Consider the following 23351-nt stretch of genomic DNA (forward strand, 5'->3'; position numbering starts at 1 on the left):
TCTATACAGAAAGCCTATCGTTATAATATGACCTCCACTTTCACTGATTGTTTGTGCGGATATGCGGGGATGACTGTTCCTTCGAGCCGTTCGCCGTCCACCCGGATTTCTTGGACGCCTGAGCAGACATGGCTGTTGTTCTTCACGGTAATCTCATACTCGCAGCCACGGAACCGCCGGGTGACCGAGAAGCCCTCCCAGGCAGACGGGATGCACGGGTTAATGGACAGTCCGGCCAGCACCGGCTTGATGCCCATAATGTACTGTGTAGCAGCTACATACATCCACGCAGCCGTCCCGGTCAGCCAGGATACATTCGCCAGACCGAAGCGGTCGGACTCCGGCCCGAACAGGTTCGAGGCATAGACATACGGTTCTGCCTTGTAGCGCCAGATTCCGGCTTGCTCCATGGCGATGTTCGGGATCAGCTGGCGGTAATATTTGTACGCCTGATCCCCTCTGCCCAGCATGCACTCCGCAATAATCGCCCAGGTATTGGCGTGGCAGAAGACGGCCCCGTTCTCTCCGGTTCCTTTGTTATAGTTGGTTAGCGGATCGGCGGGATCGGGGAAGGTGGTGATGGACGGGTGCAGTTTTTTAATGCCCAGCTCTGTATCGAGAATGTCGCGCACACTGTCCATCGCCTTCAGCCCCTTGTCAGGCTCGGCCATCCCGGACAGGGTCGCCCAGGTCTGGGCATTGAGCCAGATCTGGGCCTCCTCATGCTCGGCGGTACCCAGATACCGCCCGTCATCCATCACCGCCCGCCGGAACCACTTCCCGTCCCAGCCCAGCGTGTTCACGAGCGACTTCTGCTCCCCATAGAGCCGGTCATAGTACGCCGCATGCTCCGGGTAACCGGAAGCCGCCGCCAGATCCTTCATACGCAGCAGCACCGTCCCGAACTGCATTGCTGTCCAGATGCTCTCCCCCCTGCCCTCACGGCATACGCGGAAAAGCTGGTCATTCCAGTCCGAGCGCAGCATCAGCGGAAAGCCGTTCGGTCCCAGCCTGGAGACGGTAAAATCAATCGCCCGCTTCAAATGTTCATAGAGCGGCGCTTCACCGCCATCATAGAACGGAATATTTTCCTGAAGGAATGCCGCGTCTCCGGTCTCGGCAAGAATGTCCCAAACGGCCAGCGCCGTCCACAGGTGATCATCCGAATGGATGCTGGTCACCGGGTCCCAACCCTCATTCGGGAAAAAGTAATGATTCACATGCCCGTCCTGATACTGCTGCCCGAGGAGCAGGCGGACTTTATCTTTGGCGGCCTCGGGATCGTATGGTACGACTGCCAGAATATCCTGTGCGGTATCCCGGTAACCTACGCCCCGGAAGGTACCGGTGGCATAGTACGAAATATTGCGCGAGAAAAGGAAATTCCGTTGCGACTGGTACGGATTCCAGGTGTTAAGCATACGCTGCGCATCCTGATCCGGCAGTTCACAATTCCATGCCCCGAGGTAATGCTCCCAGTTCTCCTGAAGCGCCGCGTAGGAACGGGTGACGAAATCCGCCTCCCGCGAATGGTCGATGGCCCGTTCAATCTCAGCCTCGTTCATCGCTGTTCCGAGGAAAAAGTTCACGGTGCGGGTCTCGCCGGGCGCAAGCTTTACCCGGACCTGGAGTGCACCGCAGGGGTCGCCTCCCAGAATGGCCGAGCCGGTGCAGCCCCCCTGCTCAATAGCGGCCGGATTGGATTCACTGCGGTAGCTGCCGATGAATTCTTCACGGTCTCCGTCATACCCGGCGAGCGGTGCATCGGACATCATATAGACGAGCGGAGTTTCGTCCGGCTTGGGCTGATTTTCCACCCCGTATTTGTAGATCAGCGCTTCCTTCTCATGATACTGCACCGACACCTGATGCTTGTTATAGCATTGCCATTGCAGCTCGCGCATGAATTCCATCATCCCAAACTCGGCGTAAGCATACACATTCAGCTCCTTGACCTTGCTGCTATTGTTCGTCAGCGTCAGATTCCAGATCAGGGAATTCTCATAGGGCCCGACAAAATAAACCGTCTTCGCCGCCAGCTCATCCGCCTGCGCTTCAAACCGGGTATAGCCCATGCCATGGCTGCTCCGCCACTCCTGCGGCTTCCGGAAGGCCGGCTCATACGTGGGACACCAGTAGCTGCCTGTTCCGGCATCCTGCAAGTAAATATACGGGCCGGAGCGATCGGTGGGCAGATGGAAGAAACGGTAGCGGGTAATCCGCCAGATCTGCGGAGACTTATAGAATGAAAGTCCGCCGCCCGCATGGGACAGCATGGTATGGAAGGTCCCGTTGGATAGATAGTTCAGCCAAGGGGTCGGCATGTCATGCCGCTTGAACTCCACCTCCCTCGCGTCATCGTTGAAGGCAAAATACTGGTCCAGCTCTGTATCGCGGCCGGGAGGGCCTGCGGGTGGAGTGAGTGATGTGGGTGGTACGGATGATGTAGTTGATGCGGATGGTACCGGTTCATTGGCGTTCATATCGGTCTGCTCCTCTCCATTGGTTCTGCTCACTTGGGCTCCACCTCATCCATTGTCAGGCGGAACTCCAGATCATTCATATATGTGCCGTCTGTATTCAGGAAAACCATGCCGAAGGCGATATCCTCCTGCGCTCCCCGCACGATGGCGATCAGACGGTTGATCCCGCTGGCCAGCGTAATCTCCTGTTCAGGATCTGCCACCAGCCTGCCATTCATATAGATCTCAAAAGCACAGGCCGAGTTCACCCGGAGTCTGCCGGTTCTTATGCCGTCACTGCTCACGCTGTCTGAGGCTGCATCCGCCGTCTCCGGCAGGTGCACGAAGCAGCTCAGGAACAGGGACCGGCCCTCCGGTGCGGGGATGAGGAAGGTTCCGTCCGGGCGCCGTTCTTTTTTCTTCATCCAGCCGTATAGGCCTTCCCCCAAATTGTTCAGGGAGAATTCGGGGTCTGTATAGTAGTCCTTCATCGCCTCGTAGTCGGTATGCGGCGGACAGAACAGTGTCATTGCGGCCTCCACCGCCCACTGCGCATCTCCCTTGTCATGCAGCAGCAGCTCATCGGCGAAAGTTGCTCCGAGATTGCCGAGCAGGCGCGTGTAGAGCCTGAGACTCTTGTCGCTATCCGGGTCGGCGAGCAGCTGCGAGCAGAGGATCTCTCCCGCTCCGGCAGCCTGCCGGATCACAAAAGCTCCCGGGGCAGCCGCCTTCCTGCGGTTCAGCTCGACCAGCGCCAGCCTGCTGTATTCCGCCGTATGCTGCCCGGCGAAATAGTCCTTCCAGGCTGTGCCTTCGACGCTGGTGCACAGCACCTCCGCATCTGGCACCTCCAGCCTGTACCCGGCCAGCTCCCGGTTGACGACATCCCGGGGCGAGAGATGCACCTTGTCGAAGCCGAACAGGTCGACGGGGCTGATGCCTTGCATGGCGGCGTGCGCATAGTCCGCCGCCAGATGATACGTCCCGTGCGGCGCGATGCGCACGGGAGCGTCCAGCAGGCGGGCGAGTGCCTCCTGCCCGCCGGGTTCTGCCGGCAGCACCAGCACGCTGCCGCCGGCCAGGGCTGCCTGGCGGACGGCTTCCGCCGCGCCCGGTGCGCCTAGCAGTGCGGCCTCCACGACGAGGAGGCCGGGGGTCAGGCCGGACAAGCCTGCGGCGCTGTCCAGCCTGTGGCCCTTCAGGCGGAGCTTGCCGAGCAAGGCTGCCGCCGGACTGTCGCTGCGGACCCAGACCGCAGCGGATTGTGCCGCGGCTGGATCGGCTGCTGCGGGCTGCACCGCAGCCGGGGCTGGAGCAGTTACGGCTGCGGTAAGATCGGTGCAAGATGGAACGGTGGCGCATTGCTCCTCTACGACGGACCTGGCGGCGGTGGCAAGATCGGCTGCTGCGGTCTCCGGCGCGGCGGACCGCAGCGCAACAGCCGCCGGACCAGCGGCCGCGTGGACTGCGCGGCCCGCATACTGCAGCAGGCTGCGCAGCAGCAGCTGTGCCTGGGGAACCTGCTGGAGATGATCCATGATCTCCAGTTGATTCGCCAGGAACATGCCCACTCCGCTGCGGTATTCGAGCAGCGGCGACCACAGATCGCCGCCGTCTCCGAAGTCTCCTGCACTGCATTCCAGCAGCAGGGTGAAGTCGCCGGTCACCGGCTTCTCGAACGCCGCCCGGATGATCGGCAGCGGCCCGTCCTCGCGCAGCTCCTCATGCCAGTACATCAGATCCTCCGCGCCTAATCCCCGGAGCACCGGATGCCCGTAATCCCCACTATGTGCGCGGATGAATTCCCGGCGGGTGAGCGGCAGTCTGCCGCAAGAGAGATGAAGCTGCTCCAGCAGCAGCAGCCGGCCGCCCCGCTGCACGAATCCTCTCAGCCTCCGGTCAAGCGACCCATCCTTATCCGCCATTTTGCTGCCGACAATCAGCAGGCTTCCAGCCGCAAGCTTATCTACCGCTTCCGGCTCTGCCCGGACCAGAGCGGGCACCAGCGCGTGAATCGCCTGGAAGTCCCGGTCAGAGCCGATGTATGCTGCGGACAGGGCAATCTCTACCGGCTCGGTCCGGCAGCTCCCGGACAGCAAGCGGTAGCTTACCTCAAGCTCATGCATCAGCTCGCTGCCATGGAACAGCCGGGCAGACAGAGTGGCTTCTCCTTCACCTAGTGGTGCTCCTACTCCGGCCCCCTCTCCTCCTTTTGCCCCTTTTCCTACTCCTGCCCCATCTTGTACTGATGTCCCATCTCCTGCTGCTACCTTATCTCCTACTGCTACCCCAGCTCCTTCGCCATGGACTGCCTCCGGCATCCACTCCAGCCGGATGCTCCGGCGCTGAGCAGGCTCATGACGGAAGCGGAAGGTCTCGCTGTGTACGCTGCGCCCGCCCTGCATGACTTCACATTCCACCGTTACTTCCTGCGTGGACAGTGTATCGTTATAGACATCGAAGCTGCGGGAGACCGGCGCATCATCGAAGAAGCAGCGGTTGTATTCGGCGGCAATCAGCGTTACCGGCTTGAAGGCCGCGGCCATAATGGCAAAAGCCGGATTAGGCCTGTAAACCGGATACGCCTCCGGCAGCAGCCCGTTATTCAGCGAAAGCGAGTAGGCAGGAATCACAGCAGGCTTGGGGCCGGGTGTGGTCAGATCAGCCTGCGGCAGCTTCAGCTCCTGCTCCGGCATCGCCCGCATGAAGTAATGGACAAAGTTAAAGGTAGAGATGCCTGAGACGCCCTGCCGCCGTGCATATTCCACGAACAGCCGCTCCTTATGGGCCAGACCGGCAGCACTCGCGTCCGATTCCTTATATACATCCATTCCCGAGTACATGCTGCTGTTCTGCGGACAGATGTACCACCAGCCGCCATGCTCGCCGAAGGTGAGCGGAACCTGCCGATCCCACTGCGCGATCGTGCCGTCAATATTGTAATGGCGGCTCTCCACCTCGGTCTGCTGCCTGGAGACCAGGCGGTTATCTCCTTCTACCATGACCGGACGGGTATCATCCAGCGCCTTCATCAGCTCAATCAGGCCGGGGATATGCTGCTTGTATTCATCGCGTCCATCCACCCAACGCATCTCGTTCTGCACACTCCATAGGATGACCGAAGGGTGATTCTTGTCCCGCTGCACCAGCCGCTGCACATGCGCGCGGCAATTGCCGATGAAATCGGGATGGGCGGCATCCATGCTTTTGCTGGAGCCGTAGATAGCCGTCTCATCGACAATCAGCATCCCCTCCTCATCGGCAATCCGCAGATAGTCGGACGGATACGGCTGTGCGTGGAGCCGGATGCTGTTAATGCCCGCCTGCCGGCACATCCGGTACCAGTTACGGATATAGTCCTCTGTCTGCTGGGCCGCACCCTGAAAATGCCAAGAGTCCCCCCGCAGATTAACGGGAATCCCGTTCAGCATAAACTGCGGCCCTTCGCACCAGAACTCCCGGAAGCCGAAGGTCTCGCTCCGGCGGTCCAGAACGACATCGCCCGATTGAAGCACTAGCTCCAGCTCATACAGGACAGGGGAATCCGGACTCCACAGCATGGCCTCCTGCCAGGGCAGGCTGAATGCCGCTCCTCCCCACTCCCGGCTGCCGGTATTTCTGCATAACTGCCGTCCGGCCGCAGCTTCCGCAGGGCGAAGCGCTACTGCGGCTTCCGCTTCAAGTATGGGCAGCGGACGGGCGGCCGCCAGCTTCTGCGACAGATGGGGCGGCTCTGTCCGTGCGGCCGGAACGCCGGACGTTCGCTCCCTGACCTGCAAAAGCACCCGCAGTCCTTCGGACAAGGGACCGTCTTCTGTGCCGCTTATCAGGGCATCCACTTCCAGCCTTCCCTGCCGGACAGAGGTGCGGATCGTAAGATCCTCCAGCGATACCGGCGGACAGGCCTCCAGGAAGACATCCTGCCAGATGCCCCGGGCGATTCTGCCGAACCAGGAGCCGGAGAGTCCGGTGATTTTGGTCTCCCCGGAGGGAAGCACGGCCGTGTCGAAGCTGCCGCAGACCACGTGCAGCTGCTGCTCCCGGCCGGGCTTCACTAGCCCGGTGATATCCAGCCGCAAGGGCAGGAAGCCGTCCTCCCAGAGCGCAATCCGCTCGCGGTCCAGATAGATTGCCGCTTTTTGCATAATACCATCGAACCGAAGTACGACCCGCTGCTCCAGCATTGTCTCCGGCACCTGAAAGCTGCGGTGAAGCACCCCGGCTTCGGCTGCATTCCATTCCTCCGGGTAGCTGTACACATCGAAAGGCTGAAAATTATGGTCGGCGACTTCGCCGAATTTGCTGCCCGAAGGCGCAGTATAGCTGTAGCGCCAGCTTGAGGGAACCTGTATTTTGCGGGCCTCGTATTGCAGTCTCTCCGGAAGCGCGCGGCTGCGCGGCTGGTCATAGAGCGGCATGAAATCCCACTCACCATTGAGACATATGGATGTACGTAGCATAATCATTCTCCTTTTTCCGCATAGGGGCGGGGGATGGTTAGGACGAGCGTAAGCTTTTTCCAAATGGCCTGATCCGGCTGCATCTCACTCCATTTCCTGAAATGCGGGTCCATCACCTCACCCCAGTTCTCCGGCCGGAGATTCGTGGTAAGCTTCCCGGCGTACGGGGCAGGCTCCACCGTTGCAGGCAGCTCAGAATAAAAAAACAGCAGGTTCTCATGCAGCCCGATAATCCCATATTTGTCGCCGTCCCCCGGATGCTCCTCCTGATACTGATAATGGTGATACACATAGCTTGCGACCTGCTCCGGCTTCAGCGCCGCCACTCTTCCGTAGGGGATTCCCGCCGCATGACTGCGCTTCCAATGCTCTGCGGAGACCGGCTGCTGATAATGGAAAATATCCATCATAGGCACCCACAACCGGGGCTGCTCCCCTCCCGGCCATTCCTTGAGAATCTCTGCAGTCCCCTGAAACAGCTGATCCGGCTCCACCTCCCGGCGGGTGCACTCATAGTACAGAAACAGCTCCTTGCCATCCTGAAAAATACTAAGCCGTCCCAGGCCCAGCCTGTCCATGCATTCATTCAGCAGCCCGGTCTGTGCCTCCCAGAACGCTGATGGATTAGTAGCCTCCCTGCACTCGGCTCTATATAAACAACGCTGCATCGTGTCCCTCCAGCCTTATGTCATCTACCCTTCTAGAGTAACGTATCCGGCGGGCCGATTCCTTGACGATCATGCCCTTCTTTAGCATAATAACGACATGCAAAAATGCAGCTATACGTGCACATGATGCGGCAACCGAATCCGGGCTTACTGTCAGCGCTGTGCAGACCACCCGCCGATGTTTCAGAATAAAGGAGAATCTTGTTCCGGGAGAAAATAAGATGCTGATCGAGGCCTGCCAACGCCGGCACTGGGGGGGACATATACACTTGACTCTTGCGCCAACAGTGCTATTCCAGTAAATACGGTGTATTTATCCCTTCATCCGTGCGCCAACGGTAGATTTACGGAAATGTAGTGTATTTATACCCTTCATCATTGAGCTCGCACGCAGGCACATGAACCAATGTATGCGGAAAACAGCATACATTCAGCTCGCACGCAGGCACGTGAACCAATGTATGCGGAAAACAGCATACATTCAGCTCGCACGCAGACACGTGAACCAATGTATGCGGAAATCAGCATACATTCAGCTCGCACGCAGGCACGTGGACCAAATGTATGCGGAAAACAGCATACATTCAGCTCGCACGCAGGCACATGGACCAAATGTATGCGGAAAACAGCATACATTTAGCTCGCACGCAGACACGTGAACCAATGTATGCGGAAATCAGCATACATTCAGCTCGCACGCAGACACGTGAACCAATGTATGCGGAAATCAGCATACATTCAGCTCGCACGCAGACACGTGAACCAATGTATGCGGAAATCAGCATACATTCAGCTCGCACGCAGGCACATGGACCCAATGTATGCGGAAATCAGCATACATGCGCCAACGGTGAATTTGCGAAAATGTGGTGTGTTTATGCACTTCATTCGTGCGCCGATGTTATTTTCCAGAATGGCAGCGACTCAGCAGCAAGCAGACGAACAAGACGGCCGGAAACCCCGGCCGTCTTGTTACACACCTATACCCCCGTAGCTTCGCCAACTATAACCGGCTAATCGCTGTGCGCCCCGCTCACATCACATGGCCACATGAGCCTAACTCTCCCCATCACCCTCACTATCACCACCATGCAGGGGACTGCCCTGGGCTTTGCGGTATTCGCCGGGTGTGATGCCTTCGAGCTTCTTGAAGACGCGGATGAAGGACATGGGGTACAGATACCCCACGCGCTCCGCGATGCGCTGCACCGGATCGGAGGTTCCGGTCAGCAGGCGCTTGGCCTCCTCCATACGCAGGCGGGCCAGATAATCGACGAAGTTCTCGCCGATCTCCTCCTTGAAGATCCGGCTTACCGTCTTGGTGTTCATGGCGAAGCTGTCGGCAACATGGGTCAGGGAGAAGTCGGGATCAGCGTAATTACAGGCGATGTATTCGCGCACCTTATTGGCAAGCGTATACTGCTCACGGTTCATCCGCAGGCTGCGCAGCGCCTCCTCCATCTCCTCCAGCGAAGAGACCAGTTCTCCATGCAGCTCCTCAATCCATTCAAAAGATTCCGGCGAATGCGGAATTCCCCGCAGCCGCCCGTTGTTCCAGATCCCCTTCATCTCCGGCGGCAGCTCCTGCATCTCCCGGGACAGCCCCGTCTCCAGCAGCCTCAGCAGCCGGACGATATCCTCCTTGGAGTAGTTGCCGCCTGCCAGCAGTGCAAAGATCCGCTCAATCAGCGGCTTCCACTCCGCATTCCCCAGCCGGTAGAGCTGGGGAACAGCGCCGATGGCCTGAACCAGCACATCCATGCCTTCTGCCGGAGGCAGCGGCTTTTCGGCTGGCGCCGCATAGACGCGGCCTGGACCGGCGGTGATTTTGCGCTCCAGCGCCCCCAGGGCCTGGCGGTACGCGACGGATAAGCCGCTGAGACCGGCGGCGGGTCCGCTGAGGCCGAAGGTAGCCGTGAACTTGAGATGCTGCTTCACCCAGGACCGGGCAGACTCGGCAATGAGTAGCGTCTTCTCTGCGATGTCCGCTGTCTCCTCATCCGCAGAGCGGCGGAACAGCAGTCCCAGACGGCCCGGTCCGATCCACTCGGTCCACAGGGAACCCCCTTCCTTCTCGGCAATCTCCTGAATCACACTGCGCAGCGTGAATTTGAACAATGCCTGATCCCGGGCCGAGTAATCTGCAGCAAAAGCCTCATAGAAATCAATCTCGGCAATGCCCACCACCGCACCAGCGAATTCACCGTCCATCCCGATCCGTTTCGCTTCCCGGCTCCAGTTATCCGCCGACATCTGGCCGCTGTTCTCCAGCAGCTCCTTGAATAACTGATTCCGCCTGTGCAGAATCCCCTCGGCCTGCTGCTGCTCATAGCTGTTGGTCTGCTCGATCAGGCTCTCCAGCGCATGGCCGATGAAGGCGAATTCGTCGCCTTCCTTGCTCTGCGGCTTCCAGCCGAAGGCACGGTCCTCCCCGAAGGAGTAGATCCGGCTCATGACCTGCTCAATCGGACGGTAATTCCGGTGGCTGATATACGTCATGGCGGCGATACCGCCGATGATCGCGGCGAACCCCAGGACCGCCCAGACATTGGAGAAGGCAGACAACAGAGAGAAGGCCTTGGCACGCTCCATGCCTACCTGGATCGTCCAGCCGGTATAGGAGGATTTGCGGCTGACTGCCTGACTATGAACCTGCGGCCCGGAGCAGGCCTCTCCCCCGGCAAAAGCGCGTCCCGCCGCATCCTTCAGGCAAATCTCCGTATTCGCCATGTTCATCTCCTGAATCAGCGCCTGCAGCGACTGCTTCCGCACGTTAATGACAATCAGCCCCTGCTCACCGGAGAAATACGGCACCTGCTCCACCAGCGAAATGACTGATTTCCGCTGATCCTCGCCGGAGAACAGCTGCAGCTCACGAATTCCGCTCCAGACCGGACTGCCGGTATTCTTCATGGAAGACTCTATGAAGCTGCGGTCCCCGAAGTCCGGCAGACGCGAGGAGAAATGCTGCATCAGCACCTTGCCGTCAGCCGCACGGTATAAATAGACCGACTCAATCATCGGCAGCGGCGACATGAAATCCAGCAGCACCTCCGTTACCCCGTAATCGCGGTAAGGATCAAGCTTCCCCGGACGGTCAAAATAACTGCCCACCTGATCATCCATCAGCAGGCTTTTGATCGTCATGGTCTCCAGATTGCGCAGGGTAGTATCTACAATCTGCAGCACATTCTCTGCATATACGCCGTTGGCCTTCGCGGTCTGCCTCTCCATCGCTTCATTTAAAGTCACGAAGAACAGAATAATCAGGCAGAACACCACAGCAAACAGGATCGGCAGATAGGAAAGAATCAGTCGGTACAGCCATTTCTTATGCATCGGTGTCATCCCCTGTAAGTCCAGATGTTGGCTATCTTATTAATGATATGGGCTGCGCACCCGGGTTCATAAGCTTATGCTGTCAGTATCCCAGCTCCGTGCTCGCATTGCGGGAGACCAGCCCGAAGTACCCGGCTTCCCCAATGGCCCCGGCGGCGGTGTCCAGATAATTGAATACCTGCACCCCGTTAACCTTCAGGATCAGGCGCACACCCCCGGATTCTTGAAAAGCACCGAGCTGAACCCGTTTGCGCTCCCCGAAGGGCAGGAACGAATTAGGAATCGCCGGTCCGCCCAGGCTGGGCAGGCCCTCGATTGCGCCATAGATCACGGTCCGCACCCCGCTGTTGAAGCGGTGCAGCTCAATGCCCGAGGCTCCAACGACCACCAGATACATGCTGCCGGTGCTGTAGCTCAGCTCCTTGCTCTGATTATTCAGCATCAGGGCATACCAGCTGGAGGAGGCAGGGCTGTCATTGATTGTCATAGTGAAATCCAGCAGCTCATTCTGATATTTGCGGTTCTGGTAGATGATATGGCCGCCGGGTGCCCGCAGGGTCAGCGTGTCCGTCCCGCTCTCCTTCAGCCCGTTGGCCGTTGCCGCTACATACCAGCCGCCTGAGTCCTGCACCTCGCCTTGCAGGGTATGATCGTAGGCACTCTCCTCATTCCATACCTTAACCTCATATTGCCCCTGCGTCACAGTGCCCAAATACTCCGTAGAGAGGGTCAGGGTGGCCGAGCCGGTCTGATGGGCCGTTAACAGGCCGTTCCCGCTGACGCTGACGATGGAAGGATCGCTGCTGGTATAGGTGACCGCATCCAGCTCCTCACGGTTGCCGAACAGCGTCTCGCCATAAGGCTGCAATTGCAGGTCTGCGCCTTCACGGATGTAAGCAACATGGCCGTCGTGCCCCTCCAGAAGAACCGTGGACAGGGTGTCTCCCACGAACACATCCGCACTGAGGGTGCGCAGCATCGAGCCGTTCAGGATGCTCACTACAAGCTTCGTCTGTCCCTGGCTCAGTCCGGTGACCTCACCCCCGCTGCTAACCGAGGCCACTGCCGGATCGAGAATGCTATAGAAGAAGGTGCTCGACGCTGTACCCAGCGGCCGGTCTTTGCCGTCCAGCGCCTGGAGGGATACCTGCCCGCTTGCACCGGCGGCCAGCTTAAGCGGAGCAAGCCTCCAGCGGCTGACCTGCCCTTCTGCGCCAGAGGCGTATTCCGGCTGAAGCCCCGCCTGCTCGATAATGGACAGGGCCGCCTGCGGCCAGGCGGCATCCGGCTGGACCAGATTATTCTGGAACAGCACATTGCGCCCGTTGTTGGTGTATCCGTCTGTTGTCGTATAGTTGTTCACGAAATCCACATCATGGATGGTCGGCACATACGCCATCGCCCAGCGGAGCGGAGAATGCCAGAGCGGAGCGTCCTTCAGATCAATGACGTTATGCTCGAAGCTCCAATAGGCAGACCCTTCATCCGTGTAGAGAACGGCATTGCCGTCCATCTGGTTGCGGATGTAGTTGCCGCTGACCAGGTTTTTACCTTCGGCTGTGGCTCCTGTCGGGCCAAGACTGTAAATGGCGCCTCCGTCACGCAAGCCCATGCCCATGAGGTCATAGATCAGATTATTCTGAATCTTGACGTTCCGGGTGGCAGCATCGAACAGCTTATCCCAGCCGTAGCCGATATGGGTTCCGCTATAAGGCAGATTGTACATCTCATTATGGCTGATATCCATGTCCACCGGATACCCTGCCGATACGGCGGACGCTGATTTATAATCGATGCCGATATCATGAATCACATTGTTCAGCACATCATTATTCTTCATCAGCAGCCGGGGGTCTGCCGGATGATAGATATTGCGGTCTGCCGAATTCGGCTGGCCCACGTTCAGTGCGCTGCCGGAAATATCATAGAAGCGGTTGCCCTCGATCAGGCTGTTCTGAACGCCATTCTGCATCCGTACCGCTGTAATCCCCAGCTTGGTGAACTCGTTGCTGCGGAAATTCACTGTATTCGCCAGCTCCAGCATCACCGCCGCCTCGGTCAGCTCATCGGGGATGGACGGATAACGCAGATGGTTATTCTGTGAATCGGAATGTCCCGCCGCCGTACTCGGGCGGTTCCAGGTGGTGTACATAAATTTCAGGCCTTCAAAATTCAGATTGCGCACCGGTTCGTCAGCAGATACACCATACACTGTGGCGAGCTGCTCCAGTACCGGAACCACAACCCCGGCCGTGGACAGATCCTCCCAGGCACGCGGTTTGTAATACAGCATACCTTCATTCCGGTTATAGTACCATTCCCCGGACTCATCCAGCAGCTCCATAGCATTCTCGTAATAGACGGGCACAGTCGCCGAGGTTAATCCCCGGTTAAAGACCGCGCTCCGGCCCGGCTCCTGCAGGACTATCTGTGCTTTGCCGCCTGAAGCGGTTACCGACTCTACCTTAATCCGGGAATTCGTCCACAGCTCATTGAACACCAGCTCCATATCGGACGTATTGCTCCACCCGGCCAGCTCCGTATTATCCGAGGTATAGCCGGTTGCCGTCTTCAGCGGATTCACGAGTCCCGCTGTGCTCCGGGCCCGGACTGCCCGGATACCATCCACGAACAGCTGCCTTGTCTGAAGGCCGGTTCCGACATTTGCCCGGTAGATGCCCTTGGCGCTGTCAAACACCGTCCAGCCTGTGACGGACCGCCCGCCGCTGATGGCCGCCTGCTCCCCGGGATAGCTGCGGTAGGTGACAAAATATCCGTTCGTCCCGGAATCCTCCGGTGTGAATTCCAGCGGTTCCGTCAGCGTATAGGTCCCTTCCCGCAGATTGACGATGATGTCAGCGTCCATATCCTCATTCAGCTGCCGGACCTCGGCCTGCGCCCGGGCAATCGTCCGGAAGGGCGAGGCTTCCGTGCCGTCATTGTTGTTGTCGTCCCCGCCCGGAGCGACATACAGCTCCTGTCCGGTTGTCCGTCCGGTTACGGTAACGGATGTCTCGGCCCGGACGCTTCCGGTCTCATCCGTGACGAACACGGTAGTTGTTCCGGCGCTTACCCCCGTCAGCTCTCCGTAGCGGTCAATCACGGCGATGCTCTCATCCTCCGTTCCCCACAGGATGCCTGTATCCGTATTGTCTTCCGGTGTTACTGTTGCCTGTAACAGCACACGGGAGCCTGCGGGAACCGCCCGCTGAAGCGGAGCCAATACAATATCCGTGATCGGATCTTCGTAGACGGCTACCGTAGCGGTTACCGCCGGAAGCGCTTCGTTCGGCTCAGCCGTAACGGTCGTCACCCCCTCACGGATGCCGGTAACCAGACCGTTGGCGTCCACAGTTGCCACCTCCTCGCTGCCGGTGGACCAGGCTGCAGTCTGATCCGTTGCATCTGCAGGTGTGAACTGGAGCGGCAAGGACAGCTTCTCCCCTCTTCGCAGCCCGTAAGACTGCTGGGAGAAGGCTGCACTTACCGCCTGCTTGTATCCGCTTACAATAAAATCGTCAAAACCTATCTTGCCGATGCTGTCCTTATAAAAACCCATGTAGAATAAGGCTAACGCTCCTCCCTCGGCCATTGGCTCCTTCGTCAGCAGACGCTTGCCGTCAATGGACAGATCGAAGGTATGGCTGCCGCTGTCGAGGGCCACCCGTACGTCATACCACACCCCTGCCGATATTGGCAGTACGGAGGTCCACGATCCGGCACCTTTTTTCATATAGCTGAACGCACCATTATTAATGGCGAATTTCACCAGCGTCACAGAGCCGCTCTGCGGGGTGGGCAGGTAGATCACCGCTCCGGTCTGCTCCGCTCTGAACGAATAGCTGAACATGCTTCTGTACGTCACATCTGTAACGGATCTGCTGATGCTGTAGCTGCTGGCGAGCTTGCTGGTCTGCTGGAGCTCCAGCAGCTTGCCGGGATACCCCTCCCACGCCTGCACCCCCACACTCACTCCCTGGGGAGGTGTCTTGATCGTCCAGCCGGCCGGCTTCGCACCGGGACTATAAGATTCAAAGGTCTCCTCCAGCTTATAATTACTATCCGCCCGGGCCACAGAACCAAGGTCTGCCGGAAGCAGACCCATCAGCAGAACCAAAATGATAGCGTATACAAAAAACGGTTTCCGACTTGATTTTCTCATAATAGCCACCTTTCCGTAGGGAAGCAAGTATAGTGTTCCGGTAGAGCATCCGAAGTTAAGCAGTGAATTCATTCCATAGATGCAGCCCATAGATACGGAAATAATTAAATGCGGCCTCTATGGAGTTGCGTTCGACGCGAACATTCAGCGATAGTTGTACTTTGTACATTTAAAAACGGTGAACAGGCAGGATTTCGTCTTCTAACTGTAGTCTGTACAACTAAATTCACCCAAATGGGTGAGAAGCGGGGTATAGGGGGATTTTAGTTGTACGAAATACAGCTAAACGTATATTCGGCGGTACATTGGGCGATTTACTTGTACAAAGTGCAATTAAGTATGGTGCTCCCACCCCCGTTTCCGCTTGCATCTCAATCGGGGCACGGCAAACCTTGCCGCTTGAACCGCGTGGTTAAGGGGCGTATGGATCAACGGTGAGCTGAACCGGGGGCTGGTCGCCCGCAGTCAGCACAATGCTGCGTATAGAGGCCCACGGCTCGCGCGGCACCTCCCGGTCATCCCTCACCGTATCCTCAATCGTCACCGTATCGAGCAACCTCTGGATATCCGCTGACTCCGCTGCTTCGTCCAGACATACCACCGCCCAGCCCGCTTCCAGGCGGGGCAGTGCCAGCATCGTGCTGCTGCCGGAGTAGAGAATCTGGCGGAGCCTGATCCGTCCTTCCTCCCGCACCACCGTAACAGGCAGTACGGCGTGAGCTTCCGCCTTGGAGTCCAGGCCGCTGAGCGCCGTGACCGCTACCGCGCAGCCCGGGTAACGCATCACCAGCCATTCCCTGTCCCCGGCAGTATTCAATACAGCTTCCACCTCGCCGTCATAGCGGTGGATCAGCCATTCATCGGCAATCTCCGCTGCCCGGTTATGCACCCGGGTCATCGAGCGGACCACCACCAGCGCATTCCCCTGCTGGGCGGAGCGCGTCTCCACCTCCGGGTACAGCGGCTCGGCGAACAATGCGGGCATCAGATAGGCGCTGCGGTACTCCTCCGCCGGATGCGTTCGCACGGCGGCGGAATCATCCACGTACCACCGCAGATAGGATACCTGCTGATCCTTCACGCTGAAGCTGACCGGGAAGCTCTGCCAGCCCAGCCCCCAGGACGGATGCTGGTAGCTGCCCGGCATCACCGGGAAACGGTTGATGCTGCCCAGCCGGGTATGCTGCCCGATCCAGGTATAGGAACGCGAGGCATCGAAGATCCGCTCCTCACGAATCCGCGGGACCGGCAGCGCAGCCGGGGCGTTCTCCCGGGGCTGCAAATCTGCCGCAAACAGCAGGAACCCCGCCATATCGTTAAGGGAAAAGGTCTGCTCCGCCAGAGCGCTGACCCCGGTCACACCGGCAATCGTCCACAGCAGGCTCTGCCGCCAAGTCTCTCCCCGGAAGTTATAGCTGCGGATCGAGGGAACGAATTCCTCTCCGTCATGGAAGAGGAGCAGTCCTTTCAGAGCATCCATCTGCACAGACAGCCGCCCGGCCAGCTCACGGGCATGCTCCCGCAGCACAGAACCGGCAATGCTCAGCGCATTCATCATCACCCCTTGATAGACAAGGCTGATATTCTCTCCCCAGCCCCAGCCCCGGCGGACCGTATATTCCTCCCACCGCTTGAAATAGGCAGTTGCCGTCTGGAGATACTCAGGTTCTCCGAGGAAGTGGGCCACCGCCAGCAGCATCGCCCCGTCACTCATCGTCTTGTTCGGGTAGAACAGCTCCGGTGTCCGGCATTCCTTGGAGAACCAGGCAGCCGCATGCCGGAACATGCGCTGCATAATCTCCAGATGGCTGGCCGGGAAGACGCCGGGACTGCTGAGGCGCACCGCCACCAGCGGCATGAGGATGAAGAAGGCCGCATTGGAATCCTGGATCATGCTCTCCTCCCGGTACCAGAGGAAGCCTCCGTAATCCGGGTGCTCCGGGTCAGTGAATTGCAGCGCGGCAATCGCTTCGAGCATCTCCAGCCCTGCCGCTTCATCCAGCTCTCCCAGCAAGGTGCCGTAAGCATAAAATCCGGCCGAGAACCGGGCCTCATGGCAATACGGCAGCTGAGCGACCTGCCGGGTATGCCCGGGCCGGTCATAGCGGACCAGCCCGGCTTCGATTACACTATCCGCCGAGGCGGCGGCATAGCTTTTTTCGAGAATCTGTCTAACCTCATGCTTCAACGCTGCCCGCCCCCTGTGCTTGAATTCATCTGTTACTCTACCGTGCTCAGCTGCTTGCCCATCTCATAAATATCCTTCAGCATGATGGCATCCGCTTTATTGTCCTGATACCAGGCTGCGTAGAACTCATCGACCTTGGGTCCGCCCGCCTTCTCCCAGATGCCCTTGGCCTCCGCAATGAACTGGTCCACCGAAGCCGGATCGGAATTCACGATGGCCTGCATGGCCCGGTCGAGAATCGTTTTATTCGCATTGGTGTTGATCTGGGTCAGCTCCTGAGGCAGCAGCGGCAGGAAGGCCTTCTGCGTAATGCCGACAATCGGACGGTCAGGGTTCAAATACAGCTTCTCGGCCATTTCATAGATTGCGATAAAATCCTGCTCCGCCGGTGTAGGGTTCACCTTGTTCTTCAGCCCGTAATTCTTGCCAATAAGCGGGGTGAGCATTCCCATATCGCGGTTATACTCCAGCTCCTTCTTGTTCTTCTCCGGGTCGATCACCTCGGCACGGCCATCGGCGGTTTTCTTGTAATGGACCCCTTCGATCCCGTTCTGGATCGTGGTGGTATAGGTCTCTGTCACCATGAAATCAATCATTTTCATGACGGACTCAGGGTCCTTGGCCGCTGCATTCACCATACCGGTCATCTGGATCGGTGAGGTCAGCGTCGGGCTGAACTGGCCGAATTCCGTCGTTGGCAGGGCAATCGGAATCACCTCGGCCTCCGGGGAGTTCTTCTTAAGTGTCTCATAGGTGCTGACATCGGCCCCGTTACCGCCGTAAATGCCCAGCTTGCCGGAGATCCAGTCCTGCTTCTGCTTCTCGCCGTTCTTATCGGTCACGAAGTCCTTATCCACCACCCCGGCCGCATACAGCGCCTTCTGGAAAGAAACTGCTGCCTTAATTCGATCCCAGTCATGCACCACCTGGTCATTCTCCAGTACCCATGGGTACTGGTCTTCGCCGAACAGCGTGAACCCGGTGCCGAACATGTTGTTCAAAATAATACCGGCCACGAAGCTGAGCCCGGTTCCATACGTATCCGCTTTGCCGTTGCCGTCCGGGTCCTGCTCTGTGAAGGCCTTCGCGACCTTCAGCAGCTCCTCCGGTGTGGTGGGCACCTGCAGATTCAGCTTCTTCAGCCAGTCGTTGCGGATAAACAGATAATGCTGCGGGCCGAACTGGATCGGACGCCCCACCGTATACAGCTTGCCGTCTGCCATGGTGCCTGCCTTGCGCAGCGCCGGATACTTCTCCAGCATTGCCTTATATTCTGTACTGCTTTTCTCAATCAGGTCATCCAGCGGCAGAAGCTGCTTCTGGTTATAGAGCTGCCCCTGGTAAGCGGTATCAAATTCAAAGATCAGATCGGGGGCGGATTTCGAGGCGAACAGCACGTTGAACTTTTGCAGGGATTCGAAGCGCGGCACCGTAACGTATTTGACATTCACTGGCCCGTTCTCGTTGACCCATTTCGTCCAGCGGTTGTCGCTCATTGTCCCCTCTTCTGCGGGTACGGAGCCGCGGTCATACAGGGAGACGGTGATGGCCCCGCGCTTCCCGGAGCCCTCTCCCTTGTCTGTGCCCTGCGTGGCGGCATTGCCGCCGCCGCAGCCTGTTACCGCGATTGCGAGCAGCAGGGATGCTGCACCGGCAGCGGTTGTTTTTCTAAGCCGGGGTGAATTGTACATATGAATATGACCCTCCTATAATGGCATTCTGGTACTTGCAGTATGGCGCAGCAGCGGTCAGCCCTTGATGGCCCCGATGGTTACGCCTTTGACAAAATAACGCTGCAGCAGCGGATAGACAATCAGCATCGGAATAACCATGACCATAATCCCCGCAGCCTTGATGCCTTCCGGTGTAATGTTGACCACCTCCTGCGAGTTCATCGTATTCAGCTCCTGCAGGACGGCCTGGCTCTTCACCATCTGCTGGATCAGTACGGTCAGATTGATTTTCTCCGGGCTGTTCATGTAGATCATGACGTTGAAGAAGGAGTTCCAGTAATACACGCCGTAAAAGAGACCGATTGTCGCCAGCACAGGCAGGGACAACGGCAGAATAATGCCCGCCAGCAGCCGCCATTCGCCGGAGCCGTCAATTCTCGCCGCTTCCACCAGCTCCTCCGGGATGTTCTCAAAGAAGGAACGCATAATCATCATATTATACGTGCTGACCAGAGCCGGCAGCCACAGGGCTGCATAGGAATCGACCAGACCGAGACTGCTGACCACGAGATAGGTCGGGATCAGTCCGCCGGTGAACAGCATCGTGAACACAATCGCCAGCGTCAGCGTGCGTCTTCCGTAGAAATCACGGCGGGACAGAGGATACGCGGCGAAAATGGTGAACAGCATACTGGCCGCCACACCGACCAGGGTAATCAGCAGGCTGTTGCCGAAGGCGCGCACCACCGGCGTTCCTTCAAAGAGCATCGTATATGAGCTTAGCGTGAAATCCACCGGCCACAGGGTGACAAAACCGGACAGCACCGCATCCTTGCCGCTGAGTGACAGAGAAGCCAGATGGAGCAGCGGCAGCAGACACAGAATGCCTGCCAGGGTCAGGAGCAGATAATTGAAGCTATAGAATACTTTTTCACCGTTTGTACTTTGCATAGTGTCCCTCCTGTTACCACAAGCCTTTATTGAAGCGCCGGGCAATGGCGTTGGAGATCAGCACCAGAGTCAGCGCAACCAGGGAATCGAACATCCCCAGAGCAGCCGTCAGGCTGAACTGTCCGCCTTGCAGTCCAATCGCGTAGATGTAGGTGCTGATGACCTCGGAGATCCCCGATACAATCGAATTCTGCAGCACGTAGACATGGTCGAAGCCCACCTCCATCACCCGTCCCATGGCCAGAATCAGCATAATGACGATGGTCGGACTGATCCCGGGCAGCGTGATATGGCGGATCTGCTTCCATTTGCCTGCTCCGTCCATACTCGCCGCCTCATAGAGACTGGGGTCGATGGAGGTCAGCGCAGCCAGATAGATAATTGCATTGAAGCCCGCATCCTTCCAGATTCCCGAGCCGAGGAAGATCGAGACCCAGGACCACTCCTTGAACAGGAAGGGAAAAGCCTGGCCGGTCAGCTTCTCAACTACCGCATTGGCTACCCCGGTCTGGGCAAAGATCGTTACTACCAGCCCGCCGACAATGACCCAGGAGAAAAAGTACGGCAGGTAGACGAGGGTCTGGACTGATTTTTTGAACCACTTGTTCCTGACTTCATTCAGCATAATCGCCAGGGCTATCGGGAACGGAAAGCTGACCAGCACGGATAATATACTGAGCACAAGCGTATTGCGGATAATCTGCACCGACTGTGCCTGGGTGAATAGATTGGTGAAATTGTCCATGCCGACCCACTGGCTGCCCCATACCCCTTCATAGAAGGTATAGTTCTTGAAGGCGATAACCAGCCCCAGCATGGGGGTGTATTTGAAAATCATATAAAATGCGATAACCGGAACGAACATGACCCACAGGGGAACATTGTTCTTGAAACGCCGGGTCTGCCAGAAGCGCTTACGGCTGCTTCCGCTCTGCCGTGAAGTGTCCAGCCGCAGCACCGCTTCACTGCTTGTATTCGCTTTCATTTTCGGTGCCTCCTTTCGCTTGCATGTTGTGCGTGATCCTGCTCGTGCATGATTAAGTCTTGCGATGGAGCTGAAATGGCCGATTTCATGTCCTCACCATAGCCGCTTCAGCGGGTTAGGGCAATATTCAGTTTTTCTGTTAATCGGCGCGAACCCTTATACCGCCTGGGGTTACAGAATTCCGGCCAGCTCCCGGGCCAGATTCTCACCCATCCGTATATGTCCCTCATCCCCCGGGTGAATCAGGTCGCAGGACAGCCCGGCCAGATCATCCAGCACCCGGCTTCCTTCGATCAGGCTCAGCTTGGGCTGGGACAGACGCTGCACATGACTGCGCAGAATGTCGTTGAACTGAAGATCCTTCTCCGCGATTCCGCTGCCGGGGAACACCGCAAAGTTGGGATACATCGTGATCACCGCTACCGGCTTCCCGGGATGTCTGCTCACCAGCTGGTCAAGCAGGTAGCCGCTCCGCTCACGGAATTCATCCGGCGACAGGTGGTCACGCATGTTCACGCCCAGCTCCAGCGTCATGAATGACCAGTCCTCCTGCGCCGCAAGATAGTTGCTCATCTCCCGTTCACAATGGCAGGAGCCGCTCATGCCGAGATTGAGCACATCGGCCGCCAGCTTTCTTGCCGCGTGGGCAATATACGGCAGGCTGCTGTTCTCTCCATACGTGATGGATGAGCCGTAAGCAATCCAGCGTGTGCGGGGAATCTCCCCTTCCACCGGCGGGCGGAGCGGATGGCCGAAGGTCTCGATGCCACAGACCACACAAGCATACCGTCCGAAGCAGATCCGCCATACCTCCGGCGCGAAGCCCGCTTCCATCAGCAGCTCACGCTCCGCCATCGCCAGACGCGGCGGTTCGCTTAGCTGGAGGGTGCGTATGCTCCCGGCCTGAAGCTCATGCCTGGAGTGGAAAAGCCCGCCCTTGTATACCGTTACGCTGCCACCCGTCTCCGGCAAGGTCAGCGTGACACGGATATTCGGAGCCGGTGTGACGAACCTGAGCTCACAGCCGCCCGCTTCCCCGGCGATGAACCGGCCCCGCTCGTTCAGATGCTCCCTGACGCTGCGGGGAATGCGGCGGAGGTGCACGCCGTAGCCCGCTGCCGGCTCCAGCTCGGCCACGTTATGGAAGGCAATCCGGTCCAGCCCCGGCAGCCCCTTGGTGGCGGAATTGATGCTGGCGGAATTGATGCTGGCAGAATGGGTGCTGGCGGGATTATACATGCTTCATCGCCTCCACCAGCAGCAGCAGGGCCATGGATTGCCCGTAGGGCATCGGGCAGACCGGAATCTCCCGGTAGTCGTCAAGCGTAGCGCCCATCCCCGTGCCGTAGGAGACGCCCTGCACCACCCCTTCTTCATCGATCTGGCCCAGCACATAATGCAGTGCCGCCATTGCAGGCTTGCGGCAATCCTCAGGCAGCAGTCCTTGCCGCACCGCCTTCAGCATCCCGTAAGCAAAAGCGGCGGTGGCCGAGGTCTCCAGATACGAGCTGCTGTCGTCCAGCAAGGTATGCCATGCGCCTTCCGGGGCTTGCAGCTCTGTCAGCTTGCGTACCTGCCGCGCAAGGGAGGACAGCAGGAAGCTGCTCACCCCTGACGGCAGCTCCACCATCTCCAGATAATCCACGAGCCCGGCGGTATACCAGGAATTGCCGCGTGCCCACAGGGCCCGGGCAAAGTGATGGCCGCCCTCGAAGGTCCAGCCGTGAAAGAACAAGCCGGTCACGGGATCGGTCAGATACTTCAGGTGGACGAGAAACTGGCGGATGCTCTCCTGTATACACGCCTCCTCCTTCAGCACGATCCCCATCCGGGCCACAAACAACACCGTCATATACAGCGTGTCGTCCCAGAGCTGCCCGGTATTCGGACTGCCGGTCACTTCATGCTGAAGACCGCCTTCCTCCGTGCGCGGCATCTCATGCAGCGCATACTCCAGCCATTCCCGGCACAGCTGCATATAATCCGCGCGCCCGGTCTCCTCTGCCAGATAGCTAAGGGTAAGCATCGGACACATCGTATTAACATTTTTCGCCGGAATGCCTCCGTCAAGCTTGCTGTCGAACCAGCCCGTCAGGTAGTGTAGAATCTCCTGTTCCCCGGTTTCCCGGTAATAGCTGTATAAGGCAAATAGTCCAACCCCCTGAGGCCACTCCCAATTGTCCATAGAGATGATGCCGATGGGTGCGGTTTCATGAATGGAGCCTCTCATATCCTTCATCCGCTCAATGACGCGGGCGATATGGCCTTCGAGTACTGTCCGTGATACTGCTTCCATAATGCTCCTCCTTCTGCAATGTCCTGTTCTGAACCGGAAACCTGTAGCCTGAAACCTGGAACCTCAAACCTGGAACCTCAAACCTGGAGCCTAGAGCCTAGAGCCTGGAGCCTAGAGCCTGGAGCCTGTTCCCGGCTGTTTAGCTGTTCGCAACCCCAGTGTAGTCA

General features: G+C 58.3%; 11 protein-coding genes. All 11 read right to left on the reverse strand.

Features of this window, described 5'->3' with window-relative positions; all coding sequences use genetic code 11:
- Window positions 1-20: 20 nt before the first annotated feature.
- Entirely contained in the window at window positions 21-2516 is a 2496-nt protein-coding gene (locus MKY12_RS27280) for a glycosyl hydrolase family 65 protein (protein ID WP_339311621.1), read from the reverse strand.
- Entirely contained in the window at window positions 2513-6922 is a 4410-nt protein-coding gene (locus MKY12_RS27285) for a glycoside hydrolase family 2 TIM barrel-domain containing protein (protein ID WP_339311622.1), read from the reverse strand. Before MKY12_RS27285 ends, MKY12_RS27280 begins: the two co-directional genes overlap by 4 nt.
- Before the next feature lie 2 nt (window positions 6923-6924).
- On the reverse strand, window positions 6925-7590 hold the full coding sequence (locus tag MKY12_RS27290; RefSeq protein WP_339311623.1) for a hypothetical protein: 666 nt from the start codon (window positions 7588-7590) through the stop codon (window positions 6925-6927).
- Between the two features lie 1056 nt (window positions 7591-8646).
- Window positions 8647-10929, reverse strand: a complete 2283-nt coding sequence (locus MKY12_RS27295) for a helix-turn-helix domain-containing protein (RefSeq protein ID WP_339251355.1) — start codon at window positions 10927-10929, stop codon at window positions 8647-8649.
- Window positions 10930-11011: 82 nt separating this feature from the next.
- The gene (locus tag MKY12_RS27300; protein ID WP_339311625.1) at window positions 11012-15091 is read right to left on the reverse strand and encodes an Ig-like domain-containing protein; all 4080 of its coding nucleotides are present in this window, start codon (window positions 15089-15091) and stop codon (window positions 11012-11014) included.
- A 412-nt stretch (window positions 15092-15503) separates the two neighbouring features.
- On the reverse strand, window positions 15504-17279 hold the full coding sequence (locus MKY12_RS27305) for a hypothetical protein (RefSeq protein WP_339311626.1): 1776 nt from the start codon (window positions 17277-17279) through the stop codon (window positions 15504-15506).
- A 32-nt stretch (window positions 17280-17311) separates the two neighbouring features.
- Window positions 17312-18970 (reverse strand): extracellular solute-binding protein, encoded by a 1659-nt coding sequence (locus MKY12_RS27310; RefSeq protein ID WP_339311627.1) that lies wholly within the window; start codon window positions 18968-18970, stop codon window positions 17312-17314.
- 57 nt (window positions 18971-19027) lie between these two features.
- Window positions 19028-19903, reverse strand: a complete 876-nt coding sequence (locus MKY12_RS27315; RefSeq protein WP_209991818.1) for a carbohydrate ABC transporter permease — start codon at window positions 19901-19903, stop codon at window positions 19028-19030.
- 13 nt (window positions 19904-19916) lie between these two features.
- Window positions 19917-20888 carry an ABC transporter permease subunit gene (locus MKY12_RS27320; RefSeq protein WP_339311628.1) on the reverse strand — a complete coding sequence of 324 codons (972 nt, stop codon included), beginning with the start codon at window positions 20886-20888 and terminating at the stop codon, window positions 19917-19919.
- A 171-nt stretch (window positions 20889-21059) separates the two neighbouring features.
- The gene (locus tag MKY12_RS27325; RefSeq protein WP_339311629.1) at window positions 21060-22127 is read right to left on the reverse strand and encodes an SGNH/GDSL hydrolase family protein; all 1068 of its coding nucleotides are present in this window, start codon (window positions 22125-22127) and stop codon (window positions 21060-21062) included.
- Entirely contained in the window at window positions 22120-23184 is a 1065-nt protein-coding gene (locus MKY12_RS27330; protein ID WP_339311630.1) for a glycoside hydrolase family 88 protein, read from the reverse strand. Before MKY12_RS27330 ends, MKY12_RS27325 begins: the two co-directional genes overlap by 8 nt.
- Window positions 23185-23351 lie beyond the last annotated feature (167 nt).

It is taken from the genome of Paenibacillus sp. FSL M7-0896, assembly GCF_037975415.1.
In the GTDB taxonomy this organism is placed as follows: Bacteria; Bacillota; Bacilli; order Paenibacillales; family Paenibacillaceae; genus Paenibacillus_AQ; species Paenibacillus_AQ silagei.

What these genes read in the sequence shown, in the direction of transcription:
- MKY12_RS27295 (WP_339251355.1), bottom strand. Translation starts at nt 10,929, where the DNA reads ATGCATAAGAAATGGCTGTACCGACTGATTCTTTCCTATCTGCCGATC.
- MKY12_RS27320 (WP_339311628.1), bottom strand. Translation starts at nt 20,888, where the DNA reads ATGAAAGCGAATACAAGCAGTGAAGCGGTGCTGCGGCTGGACACTTCA.
- MKY12_RS27310 (WP_339311627.1), bottom strand. Translation starts at nt 18,970, where the DNA reads ATGTACAATTCACCCCGGCTTAGAAAAACAACCGCTGCCGGTGCAGCA.
- MKY12_RS27315 (WP_209991818.1), bottom strand. Translation starts at nt 19,903, where the DNA reads ATGCAAAGTACAAACGGTGAAAAAGTATTCTATAGCTTCAATTATCTG.
- MKY12_RS27325 (WP_339311629.1), bottom strand. Translation starts at nt 22,127, where the DNA reads ATGTATAATCCCGCCAGCACCCATTCTGCCAGCATCAATTCCGCCAGC.
- MKY12_RS27285 (WP_339311622.1), bottom strand. Translation starts at nt 6,922, where the DNA reads ATGCTACGTACATCCATATGTCTCAATGGTGAGTGGGATTTCATGCCG.
- MKY12_RS27290 (WP_339311623.1), bottom strand. Translation starts at nt 7,590, where the DNA reads ATGCAGCGTTGTTTATATAGAGCCGAGTGCAGGGAGGCTACTAATCCA.
- MKY12_RS27330 (WP_339311630.1), bottom strand. Translation starts at nt 23,184, where the DNA reads ATGGAAGCAGTATCACGGACAGTACTCGAAGGCCATATCGCCCGCGTC.
- MKY12_RS27300 (WP_339311625.1), bottom strand. Translation starts at nt 15,091, where the DNA reads ATGAGAAAATCAAGTCGGAAACCGTTTTTTGTATACGCTATCATTTTG.